Below are 22623 nucleotides of genomic sequence, written 5' to 3' on the forward strand. Positions count from 1 at the left end.
GCTGGAGCTAGCCCACAATGCTGCGCCGGCAAGTTTGCCATGAGGGAGGGTGATGGCCCTGCCATGCTGGATGGCGGCAAGAGCCACTTTCACTATGGCAAGGATGAGGCTTGCTACTATCCGTGAACAACGATCGACCGCGTCCTGCGTGAAGGAGACGTAATTCGCCTGGGCGAAATTGCAGTCACAGCCTTGAATATGGGCGGACACACGCGGGGCAACACGACATTTGTGTTGGATGTCGTCGAAGACGCCAAGTCCCCGTGAAAAGCGATCTCCGTTCAACGCTCGGTTTCGATCTTGCCGACCACGCCACGTGGCGCGATCACGCTGATCAAATACGCACCCCCAGCCGCGTCATCTTCTCCCAAAGCGTCGAACGACCGATGCCGAGCAATTCGGCAGCTTTGATGACCTGTCCGTCGGTCTGTTCCAGCGCGCGTTCGATCTGCCGCCGTTCGGCTGCGTCGCGGACGTCGGCGAGAGGAAGGAAACCAGGTATGGGCCGCCTTCCCGGACTGTCGGGGAATAGATCGCCCGGCATGATCCATTCCGAAGCCGAGAGTGCGACCGCACGGTCGACGCGGTTGCGCAATTCGCGCACGTTGCCCGGCCACAAATAGACGAGTGCTGCCTCCTCCGTTAGTGCGCTGAAGCCGCGGATGCGGGCGTGGGAGCGCGCGACCGCATTCTCGAGAAAGCGGTCAAGCAGCCAGACGATGTCTTCGGGCCGTTGTCTCAATGGCGGAATCTCGACAGGGAGCACGGCGAGCCGGAAATAGAGGTCCTCGCGGAATCCCGACGCCTGACCCGGCGCCAGGTCTCTGTGCGTTGCGGCGACGATGCGGGCGCGGAAGGGAACCGGCGTCTCGCCGCCGAGGCGCGTGAAAGACTCGCTTTCGATCAGCCGGAGCAGCTTGGCTTGCAGCGCGGCCGGCATGTCGCCGATCTCGTCGAGGAAGAGCGTGCCGCCCTTCGCGCGTTCGGCGTATCCGAGGTGGCGCTGGTGGGCGCCGGTGAATGCTCCCTTCTCGTGGCCGAAGATTTCGCTCTCCAGGAGGTCGGCTGGGATTGCGGCGCAGTTCACCGCGACGAAGGGCTGCTCTGCCCGCGCGGAGATCTGGTGCAGGAGCCGCGCCGCGACCTCCTTGCCGGACCCGGTTTCGCCGGTGATCAGCACCGGCAGATCGTGCACGGCATAGCGATGGATGAGATCCTCGGCGTGCTGGATCGTCGGCGACTGGCCAAGCACATATTCCTTCAGCCGCATGCCGGAGCAGGCGCTCCGCCGGCCTGTGGCGATGCGTTTCAGAAAATCGTCCATTGCGAAGGGCTTGGTCATGAAGTCGGCCGCGCCTGAGCGCATGAGGCGAACGGCCTGGTCAATCTCGGCGAAGCCGGTAACGAACAGGAAGGGCGGCGCGTTGGGCTGCCGCGCTGCCTCTTCGAAGACAGCTTCGCCGGACATATCCGGCAGCCTTATGTCGCAGATCACGAGATCGAGCGCGCTGGCAACACGCCCCAGACCTGCGACAGCCTCGCGCCCGGTCTGCCACCAGGTCACCTCCCAGCCCTCAAGTTCCAGCCGCTGGACAATGGAACCGCCCATGACGGGATCGTCCTCGACGAGCCCGACACGCGCGCGGTCAGGCGGCATGACTGTCTTCATGCTTTGCTTCCTCCCCGATCGGCAAGATAAGCGTAACGATCGATCCCGACGACTGAGCTGGCTCTACGGTGGCCTTGCCTCCACAGGCGTCGACCATCCGGCGGGCCATCCACAAGCCGAGCCCTCTTCCGGCGCGGACGGCAGGACCGGGATCGTCGTCGCTCAGCATGGAGATCGATTCCCTTGGCATGCCGGGGCCTTCGTCGGAGACCGATATCTTCAACCGGTCCGCAGTCCGCTTGACCTTAAGACCGATCCTGCCGCCCTCGGGCGTCGCCGCGCTGGCATTGAGCAGAAGGTTGAGCACGGCTTGCCGTACCGGGCCGCCGGGGATCGTTGCCGCGGCGTCCGCAGGCCATTCGACCTGCCAGTCCAGCCGCTGCCTGCGCCTGCGCAGTTCCGGCTTCATGAGCACTTTGACGTCCTCGAGGTCGTCGGCGCTGAGCGGCCGGGCCGATCGCTCCGGCCGATAGGTAGCAAGCGCCGCTTCGACGACTTCCCTTATGCCGTGCAATCCCCGCTCGATCAGGCTGATGGAGGTGTCGCGCACACCGGGCGTCCTGCCGTGGGTCTTCAGCGTGTCGATGGCGTTGAACAGGCCGCCCAGCGGATTGTTGATCTCGTGCGCCATGCCCGAGGCCAGCCGCCCGAGACTGGCCAGCTTCTCCTCTTCTGCCAGCTGCATGGCGAAATTGGCGCGCTCGCGCTCGGCATGGACGAGGGCGTTGTAGCCGTTGAAGAGGCTCGCCACCTCGCCGCCGCGCGCCGGAAACTCGGCTGACGGAATGGGCTCGGCGACACCGTTCGCAGCGGCACGCATGTGATCCTCCAGCACGCGCATCGGTTCGATCATGCGGCGGACCAGCAGGAAGCCGCCGAAGGCGAACACCGCCGCCAGGATTCCGTTGGTGACGAGCAGCGTCACCAGGATCTCACGGCGCTCGGCGAAAATGTGGGAGGCGTCGAAGGCGGTGTGGATCGCACCGACCGGCTGCCCCTGATAGACGAGATCACGGTGAGCGAAGCCGGTGGCGGAGTCCCGGTCGAAAGTCACCGTGCTCGCACCGTAGCGTGAGGCATAGGCTTCCGGCAGATCCGAGAAGGAGGCAATGCGGGTCGGGTCCGTGGCCGCCAGAACCTTGCCGTCGGCACCGGTGACCACCGCCTCGATTGGCGAAAGTGCTTGGTAGGATTTTCGCGAGCGATCGAGCGCGTCGAAGACCTCCCACACGTCGCCACGCAGCACCGCTGGCAGTACCGCCGCGGTCAGCCCGTCGAGATAGCTGCCGGCGAGGCCGTCGAGGAAGGATTCCTGGGTGCGCGACAGCCGGTCGAGAACGCGCTCGGAAATCACCACGCTGATCGCCACCATCAGGAGCGCCACCAGGACGGGCACCCGATAGGAGACTGGAATGGTGCGCAGGCGGCCGAAGAACCTCATCCGAACCGCCTCACCGCATCGACCTTCGCCGCGATTGTGTCGAACAGCGCTGGCTCGGTGGCGAGGAAGCCGTCGAGTTTCAGCAAGGCCAGCACCTTGCGGCCCTCCTCGTGCCGATCCATCGTCGTCAGCGCCTGCTTGAGCCGCGCGATGCGGGGATCGCCTGCCAGGGCCTTCGGCGACGCAACCGGCGGAAAGCCGAGCCATTCGGAACGGCGCACGATTCGTGTGCGGCCGACGAGGCCTGGCTCCATCTCGCGCATGACGTCCCAGACATAGCCGTCGACGCTGCCGGACTGGGCGAGCCCGGAGGCGACGGCGCGGATCACATTGCGATGACCGTAGGTATAGAAGGTGCGGGCGAAAAAACCTTCGGGCTTCAGCCCGTTCTCCGCCAGAAGCGCTCGGGTGACGAGGAAGCCGGAATTGGAGTCCGGATCCGAGAAGGCGTGGATGTCTCCTTTCAGGTCTTGCCAGTGGTTTGCGGGCCTGTCAGGGGCGGCGATCAGGTAGGACTGGTAGAGCGGCTTGCCATGCCAGGACGGGGTGACGACGAGATCGAGCTCCGACTTGAACTGGACGTACGGATAGCCGCAGATCCATGCCGCGTGGAGCTGGCCCGCGACGAGCAGTGCGGTGATCTCCTGGTAAGTCCGGCGGCTGACCAGTTCCACGGGATGTCCGGTCGCCTCGGACAGATACGCGCGAAGGGCAGCGAGCAGTTCGAGATCGTTCGAGAGGAAGACGGGCGTCAGGCCGAACCTGAACCCCTCGTCCTTCGCGGAGGCGAGGCCCGGCGCGAACGCGACCGACGCCGCCGCGCCGCACAGCGCGATCGCCGAACGGCGCGTGAGTACCTGGCTCGCGGCTGGGTACCGTGCGGTCAAGACGCGAAATCCTCCCTGCCGGACAGACTAGCGCCGCACGCCGTCAAAATCGACCGGAAATCCCGCACTTTCGGCCGTCCGGGTTTCCGGACCTTCGGCGGCGCAGCATGTCCGGAATTCCGGACATCGTGATCGACGGCATTTGCAAAGTCCCTGCAACTGCGGCGTCGGGGTGGCGAACGGCAGCTGGCATGCTCCTTGCTGCACGCAATGCGTACCCAGTCGCGAACCAGGGAGGAAAACAATGGATCGTTGCGACAAGTTGGTCGATGTCGGTCGCCGTCAGTTTCTGCGGGGTGGCGCGATTGCCGCTGCCGCTACCGCCACCGCCGTCGCGCTTCCAGCGGCGCCTGCAAAGGCCGCAGCGCTTGCGCGGGTCGACTATCCCTTGAACCGCCTCGGCAATGTCGCCGACCTCAAGCCGAACGAACCCCTGGACGTCGCCTATCCGGACGAGAACGCCCCTGGCGTGCTGCTCAAGCTCGGCACGCGCGTCGAAGGCGGCGCGGGACCGGATGGCGACATTGTCGGCTTCTCGACGATCTGCCCGCATAAGGGCTTTCCACTGAATTACGTTGCTGCCGACCGCACGCTGAACTGCCCCGGCCATTACTCCCGCTTCGACTGCGAGGCCGGCGGCCAGCAGATCTGGGGCCAGGCAACGCAGAACCTTCCGCAATATGCGCTGAGGGTGGACGAGAAGGGCGACATCTACGCCGAAGGCGTGGACGAACTTCTCTACGGCCGCCTGTCGAACGTGCTCTGAGGGAGGGAACCATGGCTTACAAGCGAAACATCGACCGCCTGCCGATCATCCCGGCGGACGCGAAGAAGCATAACGTCACTTGCCACTATTGCATCGTCGGCTGCGGCTACCACGCCTACACCTGGCCGGTGAACAAGCAGGGCGGCACCGACGCCGCCGCCAACGCCTTCGGCGTGAACCTCGCCGAGCAGCAGCCGGCGGAGACCGAGGCCTGGTACGCGCCGTCGATGTACAACATCGTCAAGCAGGACGGGAAGGACGTCCATCTCGTCATCAAGCCGGACAGGGGCTGCGTCGTGAATTCCGGCCTGGGCTCCGTGCGCGGCGCCCGCATGGCCGAGAACCGCCGCTCCGACAAGACGGGTACGCAGCAGCAGCGTCTGTCGGAGCCGATGGTCTGGCGCTACGGCACCTGGCAGCCGACGAGCTGGGCCGACGCGCTCGATCTGGTCGCCCGCGTCACCACGCGCGTCATCGACAAGGACGATGAGGACGACCTGTTCGTCTCGATGTTCGACCATGGCGGTTCGGCCGGCGGTTACGAGAACACCTGGGGCACGGGAAAGCTCTATTTCGGCTCGATGAAGGTCAAGAACTGCCGCATCCACAACCGGCCGGCCTACAATTCCGAGGTTCACTCGACCCGCGACATGGGTGTCGACGAGCTGAACTACGCGTACGAGGACTACACGCTGACCGACACGATCATGCTGGTCGGCACCAACCCGCTCGAATGCCAGACCAACCTGTTCCTGAATCACATGGTGCCGGGCATGCGCAACGGGGCGAAGGTGATCATCGTCGATCCGCGCCGCACAGTGACCGCCAATGCCTGCGAAGTGGAGGCCGGCGCCGACAATGTGCTGCACCTGGCGATCAAGACCGGCACCGACCTGGCGCTGTTCAATACGCTCTTCACCTACATCGCTGACCAGGGATGGGTGGACAGTGACTTCATCGCGGCATCGACCCTCCAGGGCGACGTCGCGGTGCCGCTGGACGAGGCGCACCCTGCCGCTCTGGGCTCGTTCGAGATGGCGCGCGCCAAGTGCAAGATGTCGCTCGCCGAAGGCGCGTCGATCACCGGCCTGTCCGAAGCCGACATCGTCAAGGCTGCCGAGTGGATCGCCAAGCCAAAGGACGACGGCTCGCGCCGCAAATGCACCACCGGTTACGAAAAGGGTATCATCTGGGGCAACGACAACTACCGCGTCATCGGCGCGCTGGTGAACATCGGGCTCGCAACCGGCAACATCGGCCGAGAGGGCGGTGGCGTGTGCCGTCTCGGCGGTCATCAGGAAGGCTACTTCCGGCCCTCCGACGCACATGTCGGCCGGCCAGCGCCTTATGTCGATCAGCTCATCATCGGCGGCCAGGGCAAGGTGCATCACATCTGGGCCAACGACCACTACAAGACCACGCTCAACGCGACCGAGTTCAAGCGCGAATACAACCGCCGTACCAACATGGTGAAGGACGCCATGGACGCCCATGCGGGGTCCAGCCGCGAGGAACTGGTAGACGCCATCGTTGGCGCGATCAACGCGGGAGGCTTGTTCTCGGTCAACGTGGACATCATCCACAGCCAGATCGGCCAGGCCGCGCACGTCATCCTGCCGGCGGTGGAGTCGGGCGAGATGAACCTGACCTCCATGAACGGCGAGCGCAGGCTGCGTCTGGTCGAGAAATACATGGACGGTCCGGGCAATGCCAAGCCGGACTGCCTGATCGCAGCCGCAATCGCCCAGAACCTGGAGCGGGTCTTGCGCGAGGAGGGTCGCGACGCCTATGCCGACCAGTTCAAGGGCTACGACTGGAAGACCGAGGAAGATGCCTTCATGGACGGCTACAACTCCGGCAATCCGGAGGTGACGTATGACCGCCTGCGGGCCATGGGCAACAACGGCGTGCAGGAGCCTGTGGTCGGCTTCGAGAACGGCCAGTTGGTCGGGACCAAGCGGCTCTACACCGACGGCAAGTTCACGCGTCACGGCCGCGAGGACGGCAAGGCGCTGTTCTGCGGCGGCGAATGGCGCGGGCTGCAGGCGCCGGGCAAGGCCTACCAGAGGGACAACTTCGCGTTTCTCATCAACAATGGCCGCGCCAACGTGATCTGGCAGAACTGGTTCCTGGACAAGGCGAACGACTTCGTTTCCGACCGCTTCCCGATCCCGTTCATCGAGATCAATCCGGACGACATGGCCGAACTGGGGGTCAAGGCCGGCGACCTGGTCGAGGTGTTCAACGACGTCGGTGCGACGCAGGCGCTGGTCTATCCGACGCCGACTGCACGGCGAAAGGAGACCTTCATGGTGTTCGGGGCGCCGAATGGCGCGCAGGGCAACATCGTCAATGCCGGCACGAACGAGCTGATCCTGCCGAACTACAAGCACACCTGGGCCAATATCCGCAAGATATCGGATGCGCCCGCCTCGGCTGCGGATCTTTCGTTCAAGTCGATGGAATACAGCGCGGGCTGACCCGTGCATCGCGCTGCCGGACGGAAACGCCCGGCGACGCTCCCCCTCTCCCGTCGCGAGGCCCCTTCCGGAGCAGCCATGACCTCGCCTGCGCTCGCCTTTCAAAGACACTGCCAAGCCGACGCCGCCGCGGCAGTGATCCCGGTGGACATCGCTGCTGCGAAAGCGCTCGCGGTGGCGACGCCGGTCGCCAAGACGGAAACGGTCGACCTCCTCGCGGCCAGCGGGCGCGTGCTCGCCGCTGACATGACGGCGCGGCTCGATCTGCCGCCCTCCGATACCGCCGCAATGGACCGCCATGCGGTCAGGCTGGCCGAGCTGTTTGTACCGAGTCCCTGGCGGCTTCCGCGCCTGTCAAAGCTTCCGGACCATCTGGCCAGACAACACGGTGGCCGAAGACAGGGTGTTGAAGATCGTGCCATATTTGCGGACGTTCTTATGCAGAAGTTCGATCCGACGGTCGTGTTCGTCGGTATCGACGATGATCTCGTACTCCACCAAAACCATCCGCGGCGGACTGTCCTCGCGCACGCCGCGCAGGTGGACCTCAACCCCCCGGAATGCGAACTTCAGGAGCGGGGCCGCCCGTTCGATGCCCTTGATCATGCAGGCGGCAAGCGACGCCAGCAGCATCTCCGCCGGGTTGAATGCGTCGGCGCGTCCATCCATGTCAGTATCGAGACGGATCGCCGCGTCCTTGCATCGCGCGACGCTGCCGTGCTCGTCGATGCGCGTCGCCTGAATCGTATGTTCGAGCATCACTTGACCCTCTGGTGAACGGCGCAATATCTCGCGTTCGTTCCCAGAAAGCCCTGATCCAGATCAAACAGATCGTTTTCTGAGTCGCCGGCTGGACCATACGCGCCGGCGCGCAATATGCCCCCACCGACAACTGGTCGCTTCGCGCCGAGTATCTCTATGTCGACCTCCAGGACAGCCGGGGATCGTTCACGACAACGGCGAATAGTCTCGAGCGATGCTGCTGAACGCAAAGGCCCGCCGGCCGAAGCCGGCGGGATCGACGCGCCTGCCCAAAGATGGCCAGCCAAGAATGTTCAGATAGCGAATCCCGATCCAGCAGGTCACCGACGACGGAAATCGGCCACGCCTAACGGGTTGCCTGCCTCTGCTGCACTGTTGCCCGGCATCTGGGGCTCAGTTCATTGATCATCTTGCCAAGCCTGCAATCGGCGCCACCCTTGGATGATCCGCATAAACGGGCCCTATCGGCCGCGCACGCACCGTCACCCTTCGCCTCGCGCTGTTTCGGCGCCTTTCCTTTTGCCTCCCGCTGCTTCGGCACCTTTCCCTTTGCCTTCATTTCAGGCTCGATAACGGCCCTGCACATCGTAGAGAGTTGATCGACGTACCGCCCGAGTTTGCATTCATGCCTTGCCAAACCGGGGCATAACCGTGCCCGGTCGCTCTTGCAGCTGTCGAGTTTCTTCTCCGCTGTTGCAAGGCCCGGCGTCAGGGTGATCAATGCGAAGACGATGGAAGCTGTCAGCAGGACGAATGATCGCATTGCGCACGCTCCTTGCAGGATCGCCAAAATAGCACGGGCCGCACAAAGCCGCATCCGCAAGATCGGCCGAAACGACGAAAGCCCCGCGACCTTGCCGCGGCGGGGCGCCGTCTAGCTGTCAAATATCGCTGAACAAGAGCGATACCGCTGTCACGGCAGCTTGAAGCCCCCGCCCATCATGAAGGCGATGGCCAGGATGATGCCGCTGATGACCAGCTTGGCGATCCAGTTGAGCGTGCCGCTGACGCCGTCGATCCTGGCTGCCGCGACCGCTGGCTGAATAGTCAACCACCTTGCCCCTGATCATGACTCATGATAACCGCACGCTGTATCGTGAACGCTGCCCTTTTCGCTCGACTTGAGTCGTGAATGAGGGCAAGCCATGAACCCCACCATAATCAAGTCTATTCGCAAGGCGTCCTTTGTGACACTTTTTGCGAGTTCTTTGGCGCTCGCGGCCAGCTTGCCGGCAGCCGCTTCTGACGCCCTCTCCGCCCCTCCCGCAGGGTTTGTCTGGACTGGCGGCTATGCCGGCGTCCACCTCGGCTATGGCGGCGACCGAACCACGGTCACAGAGCTGGATGACTATTCCTTCTCGGCGTTCGGCGACACGCAGTTCAAATTCAACTCTAACGGCTTCCTTGGCGGCGTGCACGCTGGATACAACCGGCAGTCGGGTCAATTGGTATATGGCGTGGAGTTTGACTTCACCGGCGCAAATATAGACAAAACCGTCGCCAATCCCATGATGCCGATGTCCAACGAAAGCTTCTCGACCAGATCGACTGGTTCAGCACCGCTCGTGTCCGTCTAGGATACTCGATCGACCGTTTCCTGCCGTTCGTGACCGGTGGTGCCGCCTTGGGCCACATCAGAAGCAGTTACGACGACAACGACCCTAGCCAGAACAATCATGCCGTTGCGGACGAAGTTGTGGGTGGCTGGACCATAGGTGCAGGCGCGCAATACGCCCTGACAGACAATTGGTCCGTCCGTGCCGAGTATCTGTTTGTCGACCTCAACGACAGCCAGGGATCATTGCTGGATGGAAATGACCGCTACAGATACGATTTCGACAACAACATCCATGCCGTGCGGCTCGGCGCGAGCTACAGGTTCTAGCGCGCGAGAGCGATCGCAAACCCCGGCCTCGGGGCTCCTGTTTGCGCGCACAAAAAAGGCCTCGCCAGCCCTGGGAGGTCAGTGGCGCCAGCATGTTGCCGGCGCCTGCGGGATGACCTGGTCAGCGTGAAGGCGCCGCCCGCCATCAAGATGATGCGCGCGTTCCGGGCGGCTACGGCTCTGCGGGATCGAGAATGTCAGGCGTGTCGTTCCTCGGCGAGCCGACCTTGCGGCCGATCTTCCACATCGTCATCAGCCCGGCGGGGAACGGCTTCATCAGCTCGGCCGGATCGGCATCCGGGCCGATCCATCTCTGGTAATCCACTGGTGCCAGGATGACCGGCATGCGGTCGTGGATGGTGGCCATCAGTTCGTTGGGGGCACAGGTGACGATGGCGAAGCTGCGCAGAAGCTCGCCGGTCTCTGGGTTGCGCCAGAGATCGACGATGCCGGCGAGCGCGAAGGGTGAACCGTCCTTCATCGCAATGGCGTAAGGCTGCTTGTCCTTGCCGGTGCCGTGAATGTCGTGCCACTCGAAATAGCCGTCGATCGGCACCAGGCAGCGCCGGGAGGCATAGGCACGCTTGAACAGGCCGTTTGTGGCGATGGTTTCCGAGCGGGCGTTGACCGGCGGCGGACGGCCTGATGCCGCCTCCTTCTGCCAGGACGGCACCAGCCCCCATTTCGCCTGGACGAACATCGCGCTGCCCTTCTGGGCTTCGTCCTGCACGATGACCGGATAGATCAGGCTCGGGGCGCCGTTGTAGCGGGGAAAGCTGTTGTCGAGCGCGCCGACGTCACCGGGGTCGGCAAAGCTGAAGCCGCGCACCATCTCGGCAAGGGTCGATCTGACAAAGACACGGCCGCACATGCTCCAACTCTGCCGCAACGCGCCTGATAACGCCAGCCAGACAGGAGAACACGCCACGCCAAAGTTGCCTGGGGCGCTTGCACACCACCATAAGCTGCAGTAGACAGCCCTTTGTCACCACGAACGCTGCCCTGTTCGTTCTGCAGTCGCCAAAAACAGGGAAAGCCATGACCACGACAAGATTCATCCGCCAGGCATCAGTTCTGATGCTGCTGACGGGCTCGCTGCCTTTTGCCGCCTGCCTGCCGGCCAGGGCCGCCGACGCGGCCTCCGCGCCAGGGTTTGTCTGGGCCGGCGGCTATGCCGGCGTCCATCTCGGTTATGGCGGGGCCCGAACCACCGTCACCGAACTGGACGACTATTCCTTCTCGAATTTCGGCGACACCGAATTCAGATTCGATTCGGACGGTTTCCTCGGCGGCGTCCACGCCGGCTACAACTGGCAATCCGGCCGATGGGTCTATGGCGTCGAGCTTGATATCACCGGGACCGACATCGACGCCACCGTCGCCAACTCGATGATCCCGGGCTCCAATGAGAGCTTCTCGACCCGCATCGACTGGTTCGGCACGGCCCGCGCCCGCCTGGGCTATTCGGTCGACCGCTTCCTGCCCTTCGTCACCGGCGGCCTCGCCTTCGGCCACGTCAGGAGCAGCTATGACGACAACGATTTCAGCCCAGGCAACCACGCCGTCGCCGACGATGTCGTCGCCGGCTGGACCATAGGCGCCGGCGCACAATATGCGCTTTCCGACAACTGGTCGCTGCGCGCCGAATATCTTTATGTCGACCTCCAGGACAACAGGGGATCGTTCGGATCTGGCGACGCCTACCGCTACGATTTCGACACCAACCTCCATGTCGTGCGGCTCGGCGCGAGCTACGGCTTCTAGGTCGTGACAGCCGTGCCGTTGCCCGCCTCGCGCAGATGCATCGAGGCGGGGCCACCCAAAAACCCGCTCCATCGAGCTACGCCATCCAGCTGACTGTCGGCCGGCCGCTGCCTCAAGTAATATCAAGCATTGGCAAGGTGGGGTTGATCGCCGGCGCAACGCCTTACATCGACGAATGAGTGTTGCGTCGGCTGCCCCGCCAACCCATGCTACGCAACGAACGGCCCGACCTGGCGACGTCCAGGCGGGCCGTACTTGTTTGCGCTGGCGACTTTGCGCTCTCGACAAAAGCCCCGCGCCTTTCGGCAGCGGGGCAGGATGGGAGAGGTTCACGCACAGAGCATAACATGAGTCGCGCCGGCCTCGATGCGCTGCTCTCCCGCCACAAGCCCCTTGCCTGCCTGCCGCCAGCAGCTATGCTTTTTATCATTCGGGATGGCCATTCCGGAGGGCGGCAGGGGGCTCCGAATGTTCGCATGTGCAACGATCCGCGCGGCGGCGGAGAAGCCATGACGGCTCCGGCCGACATCAGCGATCCGGGACGGCGGCGACCGCATCTGCACAGCGCGATTGCGGGGGCAGTCCTGCTCGTCCTGCCTTATCAGGCCGCGCAGGCATTTGAATTCCCGATCGATTCTGACGGATACGGCCAGCACCTGCGCGAGCTCTGCCTGATCAAGGCAAGGGTCGCAATGCCGGGCACAAGCTTTTCGGCTTCGCACCGCTTCTGCAGCCTGTACTTCGCAATACCCATGCCGTTGGCCGCATCCTGCGCCGAGGCGCTGGAACCATGCACAAGGCGCTTCCTGAGTGACTACTTCAATGTGCGCCTGTCGAGGCCGATCGACAATCTGACGCGCTGCGACGACAGGGGATGCGCGGTCTACTACAATTTTCGCGACGCGGAGAACCTGTACGAATCCGCGACGGAATGCGGTTTCGACATCGGCGGCATCGCCCGGGCCGACAAACAGGGGAGGTTTTTCTCCCTGGTGTCGGTTTCCATCAACAGGAACTGCCTGAGAGACGGATAGTCTCGCGGCCTGCATGAACGAAAACGAAAAAAGGCCCCGCTGCTTTGCGGCAGCGGGGCTCCTGGGAGGTCAGTGGCGCCAGCATAACATGTTTCCGGTGTCGGGAGCAGATCTGTGGTGCCGTTCGCCAGCTTCGCCGAACCGCACCCGATTTAAGGCGACCAAAGACCCGCTCTACGGCGAGCACTGCCGAAATACGGCATGTGACGTATTTTTTCCGAAGCGTCCTCTGGGTAGACGGCCGACTTGGGAAACGTCTGCCGGGAGCTACCAGTGGGGGACTTGCATCGAACGAATGGGGGCATCTGGCTGGTACTGGCGACAGGTGCATGGCTTTTTGCAATGCCCTTTGCCCTCGCCTCGGACTTCGCAACGAAATGGGGCGCGCATCTGGAGATTGAAGGTCGAGTGAGCTCGGCCCGTACGCTGGGCGACGCCGCATTGTTCGCGCCGCTGTGGCAGAATGACGCCTCGCTTTTGTTCGCCGACGTCCGAGCGCGTTTCGACGACAACTCCAATCGCGAAGGTAATTTTGGCGTCGGTCTTCGCCACATGCTCGACAAGGGCTGGAACATTGGTGGGTACGGCTACTTCGACGTTCGCCGGTCGGTTCACGACAACACGTTTCGACAGCTGACCCTCGGCATCGAGGCACTCAATGCCGACTTCGAGCTGCGCCTCAATGGTTACCTGCCGATCGGGCAGCGCACCCGCGACACAGGCCAAGCCGCCACCGCATCGATTTTCGGTACCAACATCTGGATTCAGGGCACGGAAGAGCATGCCCTCGCCGGCTTCGATGGCGAGATAGGCTGGCGTCTGCCCATTCTTGACCCGAGCGACGCCACCCAAATCCGCGCCTATGCCGGTGGCTTCTATTTCGACAGCGACAAGGTCGACGAGGCTATAGCAGGCCCGCGCGGCCGCCTCGAGGTCAGCTTCGACGGCCTGTCGGATCTCATCGGTATGGCCGAAGGTAGCAGATTGACGGTCGGCGCCGAGCTGCAGCACGACAATGTCAGAGGCACCGAAGCGTCGGCCATTGCCCGCCTTCGCATCCCCCTTGGTCCAGCCGGCAGAAGCGGTCACCTGACCGCCCAGGAATCGCGGATAACCGAACGAGTGGTTCGGGACCTCGATGTCGTCACCCAGGTGACAGGTGGACCAGCAGAGCTGGCTACGCAAACGGCGGACGGTCGCTCGCTTTCGGTGATCAGCAGCAGCACGACGACTGGCGCAGATCTTGCCGGCGCAGTGGCCGGCGCAGGCGCCAACAGCCATGTCATATTGTCCGGCACATTCGACACCAATGCCCCGGTTCGACTTCAGACCGGCCAGACGTTGATGGGCGCCGGCGCCACGATCGTCAGCAGCGCTTCGGGCCGAAGCGCCACGTTGTACACCCAAGCAGCTACCATCAACTCGGCAATTTCAGGCAATCAGGCTGCGGTGGAGATGGCGGACTACAGCACATTTTCAGGAATGGTTGTTCATCGCCAAAATCCGGGAAGCTTTGGCAATCCTATCGCAATAGTCGCCAGAAACGTAAATCATGCAACAATTACCAACAACGCGGTGAGCACGACATCGGCGGGCCACACTGCTTTTGGTATCAGCGCTCGATGGTCTAACAATGTGACCATAGCCGACAACATCGTCGCCGTTGAGCACTACACCGATGGCAACGTTACTGGTGTTCAAATGTTCATGTCGAGCGGAACTGTCCGTGGCAACTCCATCGACGCTCGCGCATCTGACGTCGTCAACACGCGCGCCGTGCACATCTATGAGGCAAACATCTTCACCGGCTCGACAGGCAATACGATCGTCAACGGCAGATGCGACGCTGCGGCTCCAGGCTTCGGTGTCGCCGTTGAATTCACCAATGCCCCGGCCTGCGGGCCATGAGCACCCGCGCCAGCTTGCACAGAAAAAACTCGCCGCCTCCAGGCAGCGGGGCTCAAGGAACGTCGGCTTTCGGTCCATGATCAGGGCAGCTTGAAGCCACCGCCCATCATGAAGGCGACGATGGCGAGGATGATGCCGCTGATGACCAGCTTGGCGATCCAGTTGAGCGTGCCGCTGACACCGTCGATCTTGGCGTCGAGCGTCGAAAACCGCATGTCCATGTGCTTGAACTGTTCGTCCTTGCGTGCCTCGGCGATATCGCTCTGGCGCTGCCGGGCTTCGAGTGCCGCCAGGCGCTGGTCGCGGCTGGCGCCCTGATGCTCGAGCGCCACCAGCCGGGACCGCAGGTCGCCGTCGATTTCCGTGTTCCGTTCGTTCATGTCGGTGCCCCCCGCCGCCAGCCGGCCACCGCCAGCCAGCCGATCGACAGACCGAAGCCGATCAGCAGCACGTCGTTGATGGTGAGAAGCGTGGCCTGGATGATCATCTCGACCTCGGGCAGAGCTGTTCGCGCAGCTTGAGGGCGGCCAGGTGGCGCGCTGCCTCGGCTTCGTTCATGGCGTCATAGACCTGTTGCCGATAGCGGAGGTCTGGACCCAGGCAGATGCTGCCGCGCGCGGCGGTGCAGGCGGCAGCGCCCGTCAGCACGACGATCAGAAGCAGGATGCGGGTGATCAGGTCGAGCAGCCGGCGCTTCATTGTCGTGTCCTCATTGCCGTTTCCTCATGGTCGTGTGGTTCTGGCCGCGCCCTCATTGTCGTGTCCTTCTGGCGAGCTCGGCGCGCAGCTGGTCGGGAGACATGGCGCCAATGTCCGACTGCACCTCGTCGGCGATGTCCCTCGCCTTCTGCTCGGCCCTGGCCTGCCGGTCGCGCTCACGGCGGGCGCCGCGGCTGTTGCCTTTGAGGAAAGCGACCAGTGCGGCCAAAAGGCCGCCCATGACCGCCAGAAGCGTCGGGTTGGAGAGCAGGAAGCCGGTCATGAGCCGCCCCTTCCCCAGCGCTGCCGCGTGGCGTGCAAAACCAGCAGGATGACGACGGCAACGACCAGCCCCAGCATGGAGCCCATGACAGTCAGCGCCTCGCCTGATGTGACGGCGCGATCGGTCATTTCGTCCATCCGAAGCGGCGCGCGCCCCAGTACCAGCCCTCGGCGACCATCGAGGCGACGAGGCCAAGGCCGGTGCCCAGCCATTCGACAAGCTGCGGATCGGCGACGAGCGCCTGCTGTTCCTCGGGCAGGATCAGGCCGAGCGCCAGCAGGGGAAGCGAGACATAACGCAGCAGGATGCGGATTATCGGTGCCATGGTCGGTGTCCTCTGATGAACCAGGCGGCGATCGCCCTGGTGATGAGTTGCAGGAATGAAGCCAAGCCGCTCCCGCGCCCGGCGGGATGAGGCGCGGGTCTGGTGGGGGCTGTCGGTTGCTTGTCGTCCACTGGGTGCCCCACCGGCGCGGGTGACGGCGGCGCGTGTTCAGGCGCGTTGGGCGCGGCCAGCTTCAGCGCCGCCGACCGAACGGCGGAGACACGGGCCGTCCAGCCCTTGCCGAATGTCGGCCAGGTGGCGAGGCCGCGCAGGAAGGCCATGCGCCTGTCGCACAGGTCGTTGATGATGGTGGCGCGCATCATGGCGCTGACAGCGTTCAGCGTCGCCGGGCCGATCCGGCCGTCCTGGACGGCACCGACGACGCCTTGCAGATATCTGGCCGCCCTGCCCGGCCCGCTGTTCACGGCGAAGTCGAAGACGGCATGATCGACGCCGTCGGGCAGCTCGGCGCCATGCACGGCGTCCCAGTAGAAACGCCGGTAGACGGTGGCCAGCTGCGCGTCGGTGATCCCGCGCAGATCGTCCTTGGTTGCATCCGCCTTCACGTAGCGGCGGAAATTCGCCAGCGTCACCCCCTTCATGGTGGCGCCGCCAGGATCGGCCGGATGATCCGACCAGCCGCCTTCATGCTTCAGGACGAGCGTTAGCGCCCGCGCGAAATTGCGGTCCATGAAAAATTCCTTCGGTTGGGGTTGGTTTGAGCAGCCAGCAGGCGCGGTGACGCGACGTCGCGTTCGTCCGACGATCTGACATCGGCGGAATGGCTTGATCACTTCGGGGTCAGGCACCATATTGCGATTGCGCCTCTCACCGTTTCGGGAGTGACGCTTTCGGTTGCCGGCTTTTCCGGCATGCCATCTCAATCAGCGCTGACGCATTTCAAACAACCGCCAGCGCTGTACTCAAAATTTGGAGGCTAAATGTCTATTGCAACGCCCTTCGCGCTGCCGGCGCAAGTTCTGTCAGCAATTGCAAATGGAACGCCCGCCATCCAGGCTTACCGCCAATATTTGGGCTATTCGATCGGCGCCGTCGCTGTAACAAGCGGGCTTACGGTTGATGAAGTCGAAAGCATCGAGGCCGGACATCGCTTCGAAAAGGGATACCGGGACCGCATTGCGCGAGCCCTCGGCCTTCCGGATGGCATTTTCGACCAAATGTCGGACGTCTCGGACGCCGCGTAGTCCTGATGGGCCCCGCAGCAGTGAGCGGGGCCATCCCTCTTCCTCCACCGGGGGTGGCCCGGCGCCAGACTGCCCCGCACTGGCATGGAACGGTCAGCCGTCCAAGGAGTTAAGCAATCTTCTTGGGAGGCGAATATGACGGCCGATCTGAAGTCGTCCCGCAGCGACAATGACCTTGAAAGACGCGCTCTATATCTCCGTGGCTCAGGGGGCTCACGCGTCGAGCACATGGCACCTGTCGACCATCTGAGCGACGTTCCAGGACCGCAATGGACTGACCTGTTCTACATCGCCGTGGCGTTCGGTGCGGCTAGCGGCATCTTCTGGCTGGCCGGCTACTAGCTAGCGGCCATGGCATCCGGATCACGGTGCGATCAGCCCCCCTCACGTTTCAGGACGAGCGCCGGTGTAGATTGCGGCCACTGGTGATTTCCTTTGATGATGAAGTCGTTCAATCTGCCAGCATCAACGGGAGGGAGGGCTGAATGAAGTGGGTGATCCTCATCGCCGGCGTGTTCCTGTTCTTCAACGGAATGTTCACGCGAACCTACAGCTTTGACAACGAAAGCCCGGCCAGACATTGCTACCAGATGGATTACATCGGCCTCTATGGATGTTTCGGCAGTCCGATGATGCCGGCGCTGATCGCCTGGGGTGCAAGCCTGATCGGGGCCGGCCTGATTGCCTGGTCCGTATTTCGCGGCAGGCACAAGTCGGCCTGACTGCTCCGGCCACAGTTGAATGCGCACGCCAGGCCAGGTGCCGGAGCATGTGGCAGGCAATGCGAATGCATGGCGCCGAGGTGATCTTGCCGGCCGCAACGCAAATCGCGCCGACCGCTTGTGCGGATAGATCGAGCTCGATCTCTAACGCCACCAGATATGGGTGATCGCCCGGGCTCACGTCGCGGCGGACGTTCGCCAGCGTCACCCCTTCATGGTGGCGCTGCCAGGATCGGCCGGATGATCCGACCAGCCCCCTCATGTTTCAGGACGAGCGTTAGCGCCCGCTGGAAATGCGGTCCATGGTGATGCTCCATTGTGGGTGTCAGCCGGCGGTATTCCGGGTTGTGGGGAACGACGAGCCCCGCTAGGAAGTCCCGTGAATAATCAAGGGGCTTCGGACTGATGAATTTCCAGAGAATCGCAGAGCTTTACTCGGCCTATGACCTGGCGGCAGGACGTATCAAAGGTTCTTGACCTTCCCTGTGGTCACGGGCGGGTCTCCAGACACCTGAAGCTGCTTTTCCCGACCGCGGAAATGTTCTACTGCGACATCGACGCCGAAGGGGCAGATTTTTGCGCTCGGACTTTTGGCGGAACGGCCATCCACTCCCAACCGGATCTTCTGCAGGTCGGGCTCCCGCGCTCACTCGACGTCATCTGGATAGGGTCGTTGTTCACCCATGTGGACCGGAAGCGCACGGCAGATTGGCTGGGCTACCTGGCAGATCACCTGAGTGAACAATGGCGTGTCGCTGTCAAAACCGTCGACAATCCTCGACATCGCCGACAGTCTGCCTGGCCTGCGAGCCGGCTACATCGAGCGCGGTTGGGCCAACAACCACGATGTCCTCGTCCTTTGCAGGAACGACAGACTGGCGAGCTTCTAGGCCGTTCTCGCCTGAGCGCGGACTGGATCACGATTGCCTCGGTCGACGAGCCTGCGGCCTTGTTGCGTATGTCGAGGGTTGCCTATCCTGCCGCGCAGCGATCCCGCAGCGATTGGCCGCGACTTTTTGAGGCCACAACAGACTGACCCGTTCTCCCTCGCTTTGGCGTACGGGGACGCGCGGACGCTTCTGACTGGCCGCAGGGGCACGCACTGGCTAAAGTCGTCCGGGGTACAGATGGACGCTTTTGAGGAACTTGCCATTCTTGTGTCGACGGGCCGGACCCCGCTGCCAGTCGCGCGCATCGAGCGCCTGGTAGTGGAGGCGACCGCGCCCGTTGCAGCGGAACCCGACATCGCCAGCGCTACCGAGGAGTTTCTGGCGGCGGTAGGGTTCCTCGATCTCACGATGGAGATGAACCAGACAGACGATCCGCACCTTCGAAGAGAGGTGCTTGATATTCTGGCGGCGCTGAAGTCGGCATCCGCCGCCGCGGCGCGGCAACAACGCAGCTTACCCTGCCCGCCACCAAGGACGACGCTCCGGCCACTCGGCGCCATGGACGCGTCCCATGGTGCGTGTCGGCTGCCGTCATTCCTGCAGAGATGCGGCAGGTCACCGCGAAATTCGAAGCCGGTCTAAAGCGACCGGCTAGGCCGGGAGGGCTATGCGCACCAAGGCTTCCGCAGCGTGGCGGTCCGTATTGTTCGCCAGCACCCATTCACGCGGGGCGTAGCCGTCCATGCCGGATGCCAACAATTGCCGAAGCTCATCGCTGGTCGACCAGAAAGCGCCGGTCGCGTCAGTCAGATAAGGGGCTGCACTGCAAGGAGTGCCCTCGTCGGGGATGACATCAAAGCGCCGGACGAATGTCGGCACGTCCATTGACCACGCCTCGGCTAGTGCCAGGCCTTGGCTTTCGCTCTGTCCGACCACGACACATGCAACAGCTTCGTCCAGCGCTCGCTTGAATTCCTCGGGCTGGTAGTTGCCGTAGCGGATCGTCACAGGCTCGTAGCCTGCCGCTCGGATCACCTCTGCCGCATTGGCTGCCGCTTCGGGCTGGCGCTTCTCATAGAGTAGAACAGTACGGCGCTCCCCTCCCGAGGGCGCCCACTCATCGGCGTCCACACCTGCCGGCCAAACCGCAATCTTGCCGATCAGACGCGGCTCATCAGCCTCATATGCGGCTTTAACCCACCGACTTGGCACCAGCACCATATCGATTTCGGGAGACGCCAAGACCGCGTCGTCTTCAAAGGCACGAACAACAATGTTTGGCCCAACGATCAGCCTGTCACATAGACCGTTCCGCTTTGCTGCTATGCCGGTGCGCACAGACCGGACGTCCGCGACAGCATGTACGGTCTTGGCCCGAAGACTGCCGTAACGCCGCGCATAGAGCCAGTCGACGCCGGGAAGCTGCTGCAAGCCTTCGACCAGGCTGCGTGTGACGGCCGGGTGGCCACCATATTGCCGACCTTGGCCGCGCAGGCGCTCCTTAAGCTGAAGCACCAGATCGTTCAAAAGCGGGCGTTGCTTCCCCGTGAGAATGACTAAGTCGTGGCGCTTCATTTGCTACGCCATAGCTGGTCCCATTTTCGGCGTCAAAGCTTAGATGCGGCAGTGAAGAATGCATCCACGCGTTGCGAAGAGTAGCCGAGCGCAGCAAAGCCCGATTGCAACATGGTATCGTCTCGATTGAATGCCTTGCTCTCTACATAAGCGATCTGAACAAGCTTGGGCTGCGTGGCGATCCATGCTTCGACAGATGTGGTTAGACCGTCGATCTCAAGCTGCATCTTGAACCGCCGAGAAGAGACAGCGTCGGGGACAGGCGGCGGCGGTGCTGCCCGAATGGTGATGACGGTCATTTGCTTTCCTCGAGACCCAGTTCCTCAGCGTGCGCGGCGGCAAGAATTGCCTCCTGCTCGGCTAACCATGCGGCCGCCCCGATGCCGTGGCCGTCAGGGCTGCTAAAATCGGCGGTCCAAAGTTCACGTTGCGATCGATCAGTAGGAACATCGGCGGTCGCGACTATTCGATATGGCACGCCTTCAGGCACGTCTTTGCGAGCGATTTCCTCTATGGGAAGGCCGCTCTTTTCAGCCGGGATAATCACGGCCACGCCGTCGCCATTTGGATAAATAATGCGTTGCATGTTAGTCTCCGAAGATAGCCAAGCCCACAGTATCACTGTCGATGGCGGTGTTGTTGACAGCACGAGTACGTATCTGGCAAGACGTGGTTAGCTGAGTGATGGACGTGATACACACAACGTTATAGCTTCCTGCACCAGCATCGTCACGACCGCAGCCAACAACAGCATAGTTGGCGTTAGCCAATGCTATTGTGAAGTTCAGAGTGTAGTCACCAGTTCCGTTGTCTGTGATCGACGTAACATTGTAGCTGTCACGAATTGCGACAGTGCCGTCACCATTGAAATTGATCCATGCTTTGGCAACACCCTGATGGCTACCCATGGTCAAAACAGATGGCACCCTTGCAGCATCAGTTCCTGTGGCGACCTCCGGCCCAGTGGCGAGTTCTACAACGCCGGTTGCAGTGTCGCTTGCCGCCTGCTTCAGAGCATTGAACGCATTCGCCGCAGTGCCCTGTCCCGTGCCGCCGTCGGCAATAGCGATCACGGCCGCGCTGTCCTTGATCACCTTGCCGGTCGTGCCATTGAAGCGGGCGAAGCCGTTGTTGGTCGAGGATCCCGGCCCGGTGACATCACCGGACGCATTGTCCCCAGTCCTATTGAAGATCAGCCAGTGCCCCGCGCCATTGGTCAGCGCGCCCGAGCCTCCGATATAGGCAAGGGTGAGCTTGCGATACCCCGTCCCGTCGACCACGGAGCCCGTCACGTTGTAGGTGTGGCGGATCGTGGCGTTCGCCTTCGAGCGGATGGTGAGGACACCGCGCACCGTGCTCGTACTGTCGTCCCAGTTGTCGAGCACGCCCGTTGCCGAGACACCATCCGCATCGACGTTGTCGATGTAGGCAGCGGTTGCCGAGCCGGGAGCCACATTATTGAGCCGGAAGATGCCGGCTCCGGGGTCTGCATCGGTCGTCGTGGTCGAGAAATTGTAGGGCAGCGCTGCCACCGCGTTGGCCGCAGCGGTCGCGCTGTTTGCCGAGGCAGTCGCGCTGTTCGCCGCATTGGTAGCAGAGGTCGCTGCATTCGACGCCGAAGTCGACGATGAGCTTGCCGAAGCTGCCGCAGCGTCAGCCGACGCCTGTGCGGCCAGCACGGCAGACGACAGACCGCTGAGCGGAAACACCACCTCGAAGCGGACACCGGTGAAGAACAGCACCGCCTGCCGTCCGGCGCTGAACTCGGTCGCGCCGATGTCGGCGCCGTTGCCATATTTCACGCCATAGCTGCCGACACCGGCGACCGTGATGGTGGCAGCGGCACTGTTGTTCTGCGTCGGCGTCATCAGGTATAGCCGGTTCGCTTGGAACCCCACCGGCTGGCTGACCACGACGGCATTGCCTGTGCCGCCCGTCACCGTAAGCTTGTCCACGGCGGCGCGGCCGAACAGCCTGCCATAGCTCATCGGCACCCATGACGCCCCGGTCGCGTCCCACTCCTTGAGCACGGCCGGATCGACATTCTTGTCGAGCCAGAGCTTGTCGGTTGCGGGTGCGACGATGCCGTCGACCATGTTGCTGAACACGCCGGCCGCGCGAAGCGCCGACAGAACCAGCTCGGACACCCTGACATATTTTCCGGTCTCGCTGGTCAGCGTGGTTCCGGTGAGGAACAGGCCCCAATGCAGCGAATTGTCGAATTCCGTCGCCATATCTTGTCCTCAAAGCAATGGGGCTCGCCGCGGCGAGCGGTTCAGGGTGGTGATGCGGAGAGACAGGCCGATGCTTTTGCGCCTGGCGCGAACC

30 protein-coding genes and 1 pseudogene are annotated in these 22623 nt (G+C 63.0%); 14 read left to right on the forward strand and 17 right to left on the reverse strand.

Annotated elements, in window-relative coordinates; translation table 11 throughout:
- Nucleotides 1–334: 334 nt before the first annotated feature.
- The 3 genes from N7E70_RS20940 to N7E70_RS20950 are packed head-to-tail and all read right to left on the reverse strand — an operon-like array spanning nt 335 to nt 3997.
- A complete protein-coding gene (locus tag N7E70_RS20940; protein ID WP_442866470.1) occupies nt 335–1669 on the reverse strand; it encodes a sigma-54-dependent transcriptional regulator in 1335 nt (444 codons plus the stop codon).
- Entirely contained in the window at nt 1647–3110 is a 1464-nt protein-coding gene (locus N7E70_RS20945; protein ID WP_263007496.1) for a sensor histidine kinase, read from the reverse strand. The genes N7E70_RS20940 and N7E70_RS20945 overlap by 23 nt, the downstream gene beginning before the upstream one ends.
- A complete protein-coding gene (locus N7E70_RS20950) occupies nt 3107–3997 on the reverse strand; it encodes a substrate-binding domain-containing protein (RefSeq protein ID WP_442866471.1) in 891 nt (296 codons plus the stop codon). The genes N7E70_RS20945 and N7E70_RS20950 overlap by 4 nt, the downstream gene beginning before the upstream one ends.
- Before the next feature lie 244 nt (nt 3998–4241).
- On the opposite strand from N7E70_RS20950, the gene N7E70_RS20955 reads away from it, so the two are divergent.
- The 3 genes and pseudogenes from N7E70_RS20955 to N7E70_RS30935 form a co-directional block, all read left to right on the forward strand.
- Nucleotides 4242–4763, forward strand: coding sequence for an arsenate reductase (azurin) small subunit (locus tag N7E70_RS20955; protein WP_067963465.1), 522 nt, complete (start codon nt 4242–4244; stop codon nt 4761–4763).
- Nucleotides 4764–4774: 11 nt separating this feature from the next.
- Nucleotides 4775–7243, forward strand: a complete 2469-nt coding sequence (locus tag N7E70_RS20960) for an arsenate reductase (azurin) large subunit (protein WP_067963469.1) — start codon at nt 4775–4777, stop codon at nt 7241–7243.
- A gap of 78 nt (nt 7244–7321) precedes the next feature.
- A pseudogene (locus N7E70_RS30935) lies at nt 7322–7516 on the forward strand (hypothetical protein); the annotation flags it as partial.
- A gap of 81 nt (nt 7517–7597) precedes the next feature.
- Here the strand turns inward: N7E70_RS30935 and N7E70_RS20965 are convergent.
- Nucleotides 7598–8002: an OsmC family protein gene (locus N7E70_RS20965; protein WP_067963472.1), complete on the reverse strand. Its 405-nt coding sequence runs from the start codon at nt 8000–8002 to the stop codon at nt 7598–7600.
- Between the two features lie 98 nt (nt 8003–8100).
- On the opposite strand from N7E70_RS20965, the gene N7E70_RS20970 reads away from it, so the two are divergent.
- On the forward strand, nt 8101–8229 hold the full coding sequence (locus tag N7E70_RS20970) for an outer membrane protein (protein ID WP_157097224.1): 129 nt from the start codon (nt 8101–8103) through the stop codon (nt 8227–8229).
- Between the two features lie 122 nt (nt 8230–8351).
- Here the strand turns inward: N7E70_RS20970 and N7E70_RS20975 are convergent, their stop codons facing one another.
- Nucleotides 8352–8768 (reverse strand): hypothetical protein, encoded by a 417-nt coding sequence (locus N7E70_RS20975; protein WP_067963475.1) that lies wholly within the window; start codon nt 8766–8768, stop codon nt 8352–8354.
- A 150-nt stretch (nt 8769–8918) separates the two neighbouring features.
- Nucleotides 8919–9056 carry a hypothetical protein gene (locus N7E70_RS20980; RefSeq protein WP_157097105.1) on the reverse strand — a complete coding sequence of 46 codons (138 nt, stop codon included), beginning with the start codon at nt 9054–9056 and terminating at the stop codon, nt 8919–8921.
- 94 nt (nt 9057–9150) lie between these two features.
- Between N7E70_RS20980 and N7E70_RS20985 the strand changes: the two genes are divergently transcribed.
- Complete coding sequence (locus N7E70_RS20985) at nt 9151–9582, forward strand: outer membrane protein (RefSeq protein WP_263007506.1); 432 nt, start codon at nt 9151–9153, stop codon at nt 9580–9582.
- Nucleotides 9583–9611: 29 nt separating this feature from the next.
- Nucleotides 9612–9890, forward strand: a complete 279-nt coding sequence (locus N7E70_RS20990) for an outer membrane protein (protein ID WP_263007507.1) — start codon at nt 9612–9614, stop codon at nt 9888–9890.
- Between the two features lie 172 nt (nt 9891–10062).
- On the opposite strand, the gene N7E70_RS20995 is transcribed toward N7E70_RS20990, so the two are convergent.
- Nucleotides 10063–10761, reverse strand: a complete 699-nt coding sequence (locus N7E70_RS20995; RefSeq protein WP_067963481.1) for an SOS response-associated peptidase — start codon at nt 10759–10761, stop codon at nt 10063–10065.
- 167 nt (nt 10762–10928) lie between these two features.
- On the opposite strand from N7E70_RS20995, the gene N7E70_RS21000 reads away from it, so the two are divergent.
- From N7E70_RS21000 to N7E70_RS21010, 3 genes are all read left to right on the forward strand, one after another.
- On the forward strand, nt 10929–11654 hold the full coding sequence (locus N7E70_RS21000; RefSeq protein ID WP_263007508.1) for an outer membrane protein: 726 nt from the start codon (nt 10929–10931) through the stop codon (nt 11652–11654).
- A 347-nt stretch (nt 11655–12001) separates the two neighbouring features.
- Nucleotides 12002–12688, forward strand: a complete 687-nt coding sequence (locus tag N7E70_RS21005) for a hypothetical protein (protein WP_263007509.1) — start codon at nt 12002–12004, stop codon at nt 12686–12688.
- A gap of 342 nt (nt 12689–13030) precedes the next feature.
- Nucleotides 13031–14596 (forward strand): inverse autotransporter beta domain-containing protein, encoded by a 1566-nt coding sequence (locus N7E70_RS21010; RefSeq protein WP_269441412.1) that lies wholly within the window; start codon nt 13031–13033, stop codon nt 14594–14596.
- Between the two features lie 80 nt (nt 14597–14676).
- On the opposite strand, the gene N7E70_RS21015 is transcribed toward N7E70_RS21010, so the two are convergent.
- The 6 genes from N7E70_RS21015 to N7E70_RS21040 form a co-directional block, all read right to left on the reverse strand.
- Nucleotides 14677–14976: a hypothetical protein gene (locus N7E70_RS21015; protein WP_154385492.1), complete on the reverse strand. Its 300-nt coding sequence runs from the start codon at nt 14974–14976 to the stop codon at nt 14677–14679.
- Nucleotides 14977–15079: 103 nt separating this feature from the next.
- Nucleotides 15080–15295 carry a hypothetical protein gene (locus N7E70_RS21020; RefSeq protein WP_154385493.1) on the reverse strand — a complete coding sequence of 72 codons (216 nt, stop codon included), beginning with the start codon at nt 15293–15295 and terminating at the stop codon, nt 15080–15082.
- Between the two features lie 52 nt (nt 15296–15347).
- Nucleotides 15348–15578, reverse strand: a complete 231-nt coding sequence (locus N7E70_RS21025; protein ID WP_263007511.1) for a hypothetical protein — start codon at nt 15576–15578, stop codon at nt 15348–15350.
- Nucleotides 15575–15706 (reverse strand): hypothetical protein, encoded by a 132-nt coding sequence (locus tag N7E70_RS21030; RefSeq protein ID WP_263007512.1) that lies wholly within the window; start codon nt 15704–15706, stop codon nt 15575–15577. Before N7E70_RS21030 ends, N7E70_RS21025 begins: the two co-directional genes overlap by 4 nt.
- Nucleotides 15703–15903: a hypothetical protein gene (locus N7E70_RS21035; RefSeq protein ID WP_154385495.1), complete on the reverse strand. Its 201-nt coding sequence runs from the start codon at nt 15901–15903 to the stop codon at nt 15703–15705. Before N7E70_RS21035 ends, N7E70_RS21030 begins: the two co-directional genes overlap by 4 nt.
- On the reverse strand, nt 15891–16595 hold the full coding sequence (locus N7E70_RS21040) for a glycoside hydrolase family 108 protein (protein ID WP_182573655.1): 705 nt from the start codon (nt 16593–16595) through the stop codon (nt 15891–15893). Before N7E70_RS21040 ends, N7E70_RS21035 begins: the two co-directional genes overlap by 13 nt.
- A 249-nt stretch (nt 16596–16844) precedes the next feature.
- Here N7E70_RS21040 and N7E70_RS21045 point away from each other — a divergent pair, with 249 nt between their 5' ends.
- The 5 genes from N7E70_RS21045 to N7E70_RS21060 all read left to right on the forward strand — a co-directional run bounded on the left by N7E70_RS21045 (nt 16845) and on the right by N7E70_RS21060 (nt 19362).
- Complete coding sequence (locus N7E70_RS21045; protein WP_067963511.1) at nt 16845–17108, forward strand: XRE family transcriptional regulator; 264 nt, start codon at nt 16845–16847, stop codon at nt 17106–17108.
- Nucleotides 17109–17243: 135 nt separating this feature from the next.
- Nucleotides 17244–17450, forward strand: a complete 207-nt coding sequence (locus tag N7E70_RS21050; protein WP_182573654.1) for a hypothetical protein — start codon at nt 17244–17246, stop codon at nt 17448–17450.
- A gap of 143 nt (nt 17451–17593) precedes the next feature.
- Nucleotides 17594–17830 carry a hypothetical protein gene (locus tag N7E70_RS21055; protein WP_067963513.1) on the forward strand — a complete coding sequence of 79 codons (237 nt, stop codon included), beginning with the start codon at nt 17594–17596 and terminating at the stop codon, nt 17828–17830.
- 442 nt (nt 17831–18272) lie between these two features.
- Nucleotides 18273–18866 carry a methyltransferase domain-containing protein gene (locus N7E70_RS30940; protein WP_376775601.1) on the forward strand — a complete coding sequence of 198 codons (594 nt, stop codon included), beginning with the start codon at nt 18273–18275 and terminating at the stop codon, nt 18864–18866.
- Between the two features lie 91 nt (nt 18867–18957).
- On the forward strand, nt 18958–19362 hold the full coding sequence (locus tag N7E70_RS21060; protein ID WP_182573653.1) for a hypothetical protein: 405 nt from the start codon (nt 18958–18960) through the stop codon (nt 19360–19362).
- Nucleotides 19363–19371: 9 nt separating this feature from the next.
- On the opposite strand, the gene N7E70_RS21065 is transcribed toward N7E70_RS21060, so the two are convergent.
- The 4 genes from N7E70_RS21065 to N7E70_RS21080 are packed head-to-tail and all read right to left on the reverse strand — an operon-like array spanning nt 19372 to nt 22529.
- On the reverse strand, nt 19372–20295 hold the full coding sequence (locus N7E70_RS21065; protein ID WP_182573652.1) for a hypothetical protein: 924 nt from the start codon (nt 20293–20295) through the stop codon (nt 19372–19374).
- 32 nt (nt 20296–20327) lie between these two features.
- Nucleotides 20328–20594: a hypothetical protein gene (locus tag N7E70_RS21070; RefSeq protein WP_182573651.1), complete on the reverse strand. Its 267-nt coding sequence runs from the start codon at nt 20592–20594 to the stop codon at nt 20328–20330.
- A complete protein-coding gene (locus tag N7E70_RS21075) occupies nt 20591–20881 on the reverse strand; it encodes a hypothetical protein (RefSeq protein WP_182573650.1) in 291 nt (96 codons plus the stop codon). Before N7E70_RS21075 ends, N7E70_RS21070 begins: the two co-directional genes overlap by 4 nt.
- Before the next feature lies 1 nt (nt 20882).
- Nucleotides 20883–22529 carry a hypothetical protein gene (locus tag N7E70_RS21080; protein ID WP_263007513.1) on the reverse strand — a complete coding sequence of 549 codons (1647 nt, stop codon included), beginning with the start codon at nt 22527–22529 and terminating at the stop codon, nt 20883–20885.
- Nucleotides 22530–22623 lie beyond the last annotated feature (94 nt).

The organism is Aminobacter sp. NyZ550 (assembly GCF_025628925.2).
GTDB classification, from domain to species: domain Bacteria; phylum Pseudomonadota; class Alphaproteobacteria; order Rhizobiales; family Rhizobiaceae; genus Aminobacter; species Aminobacter ciceronei.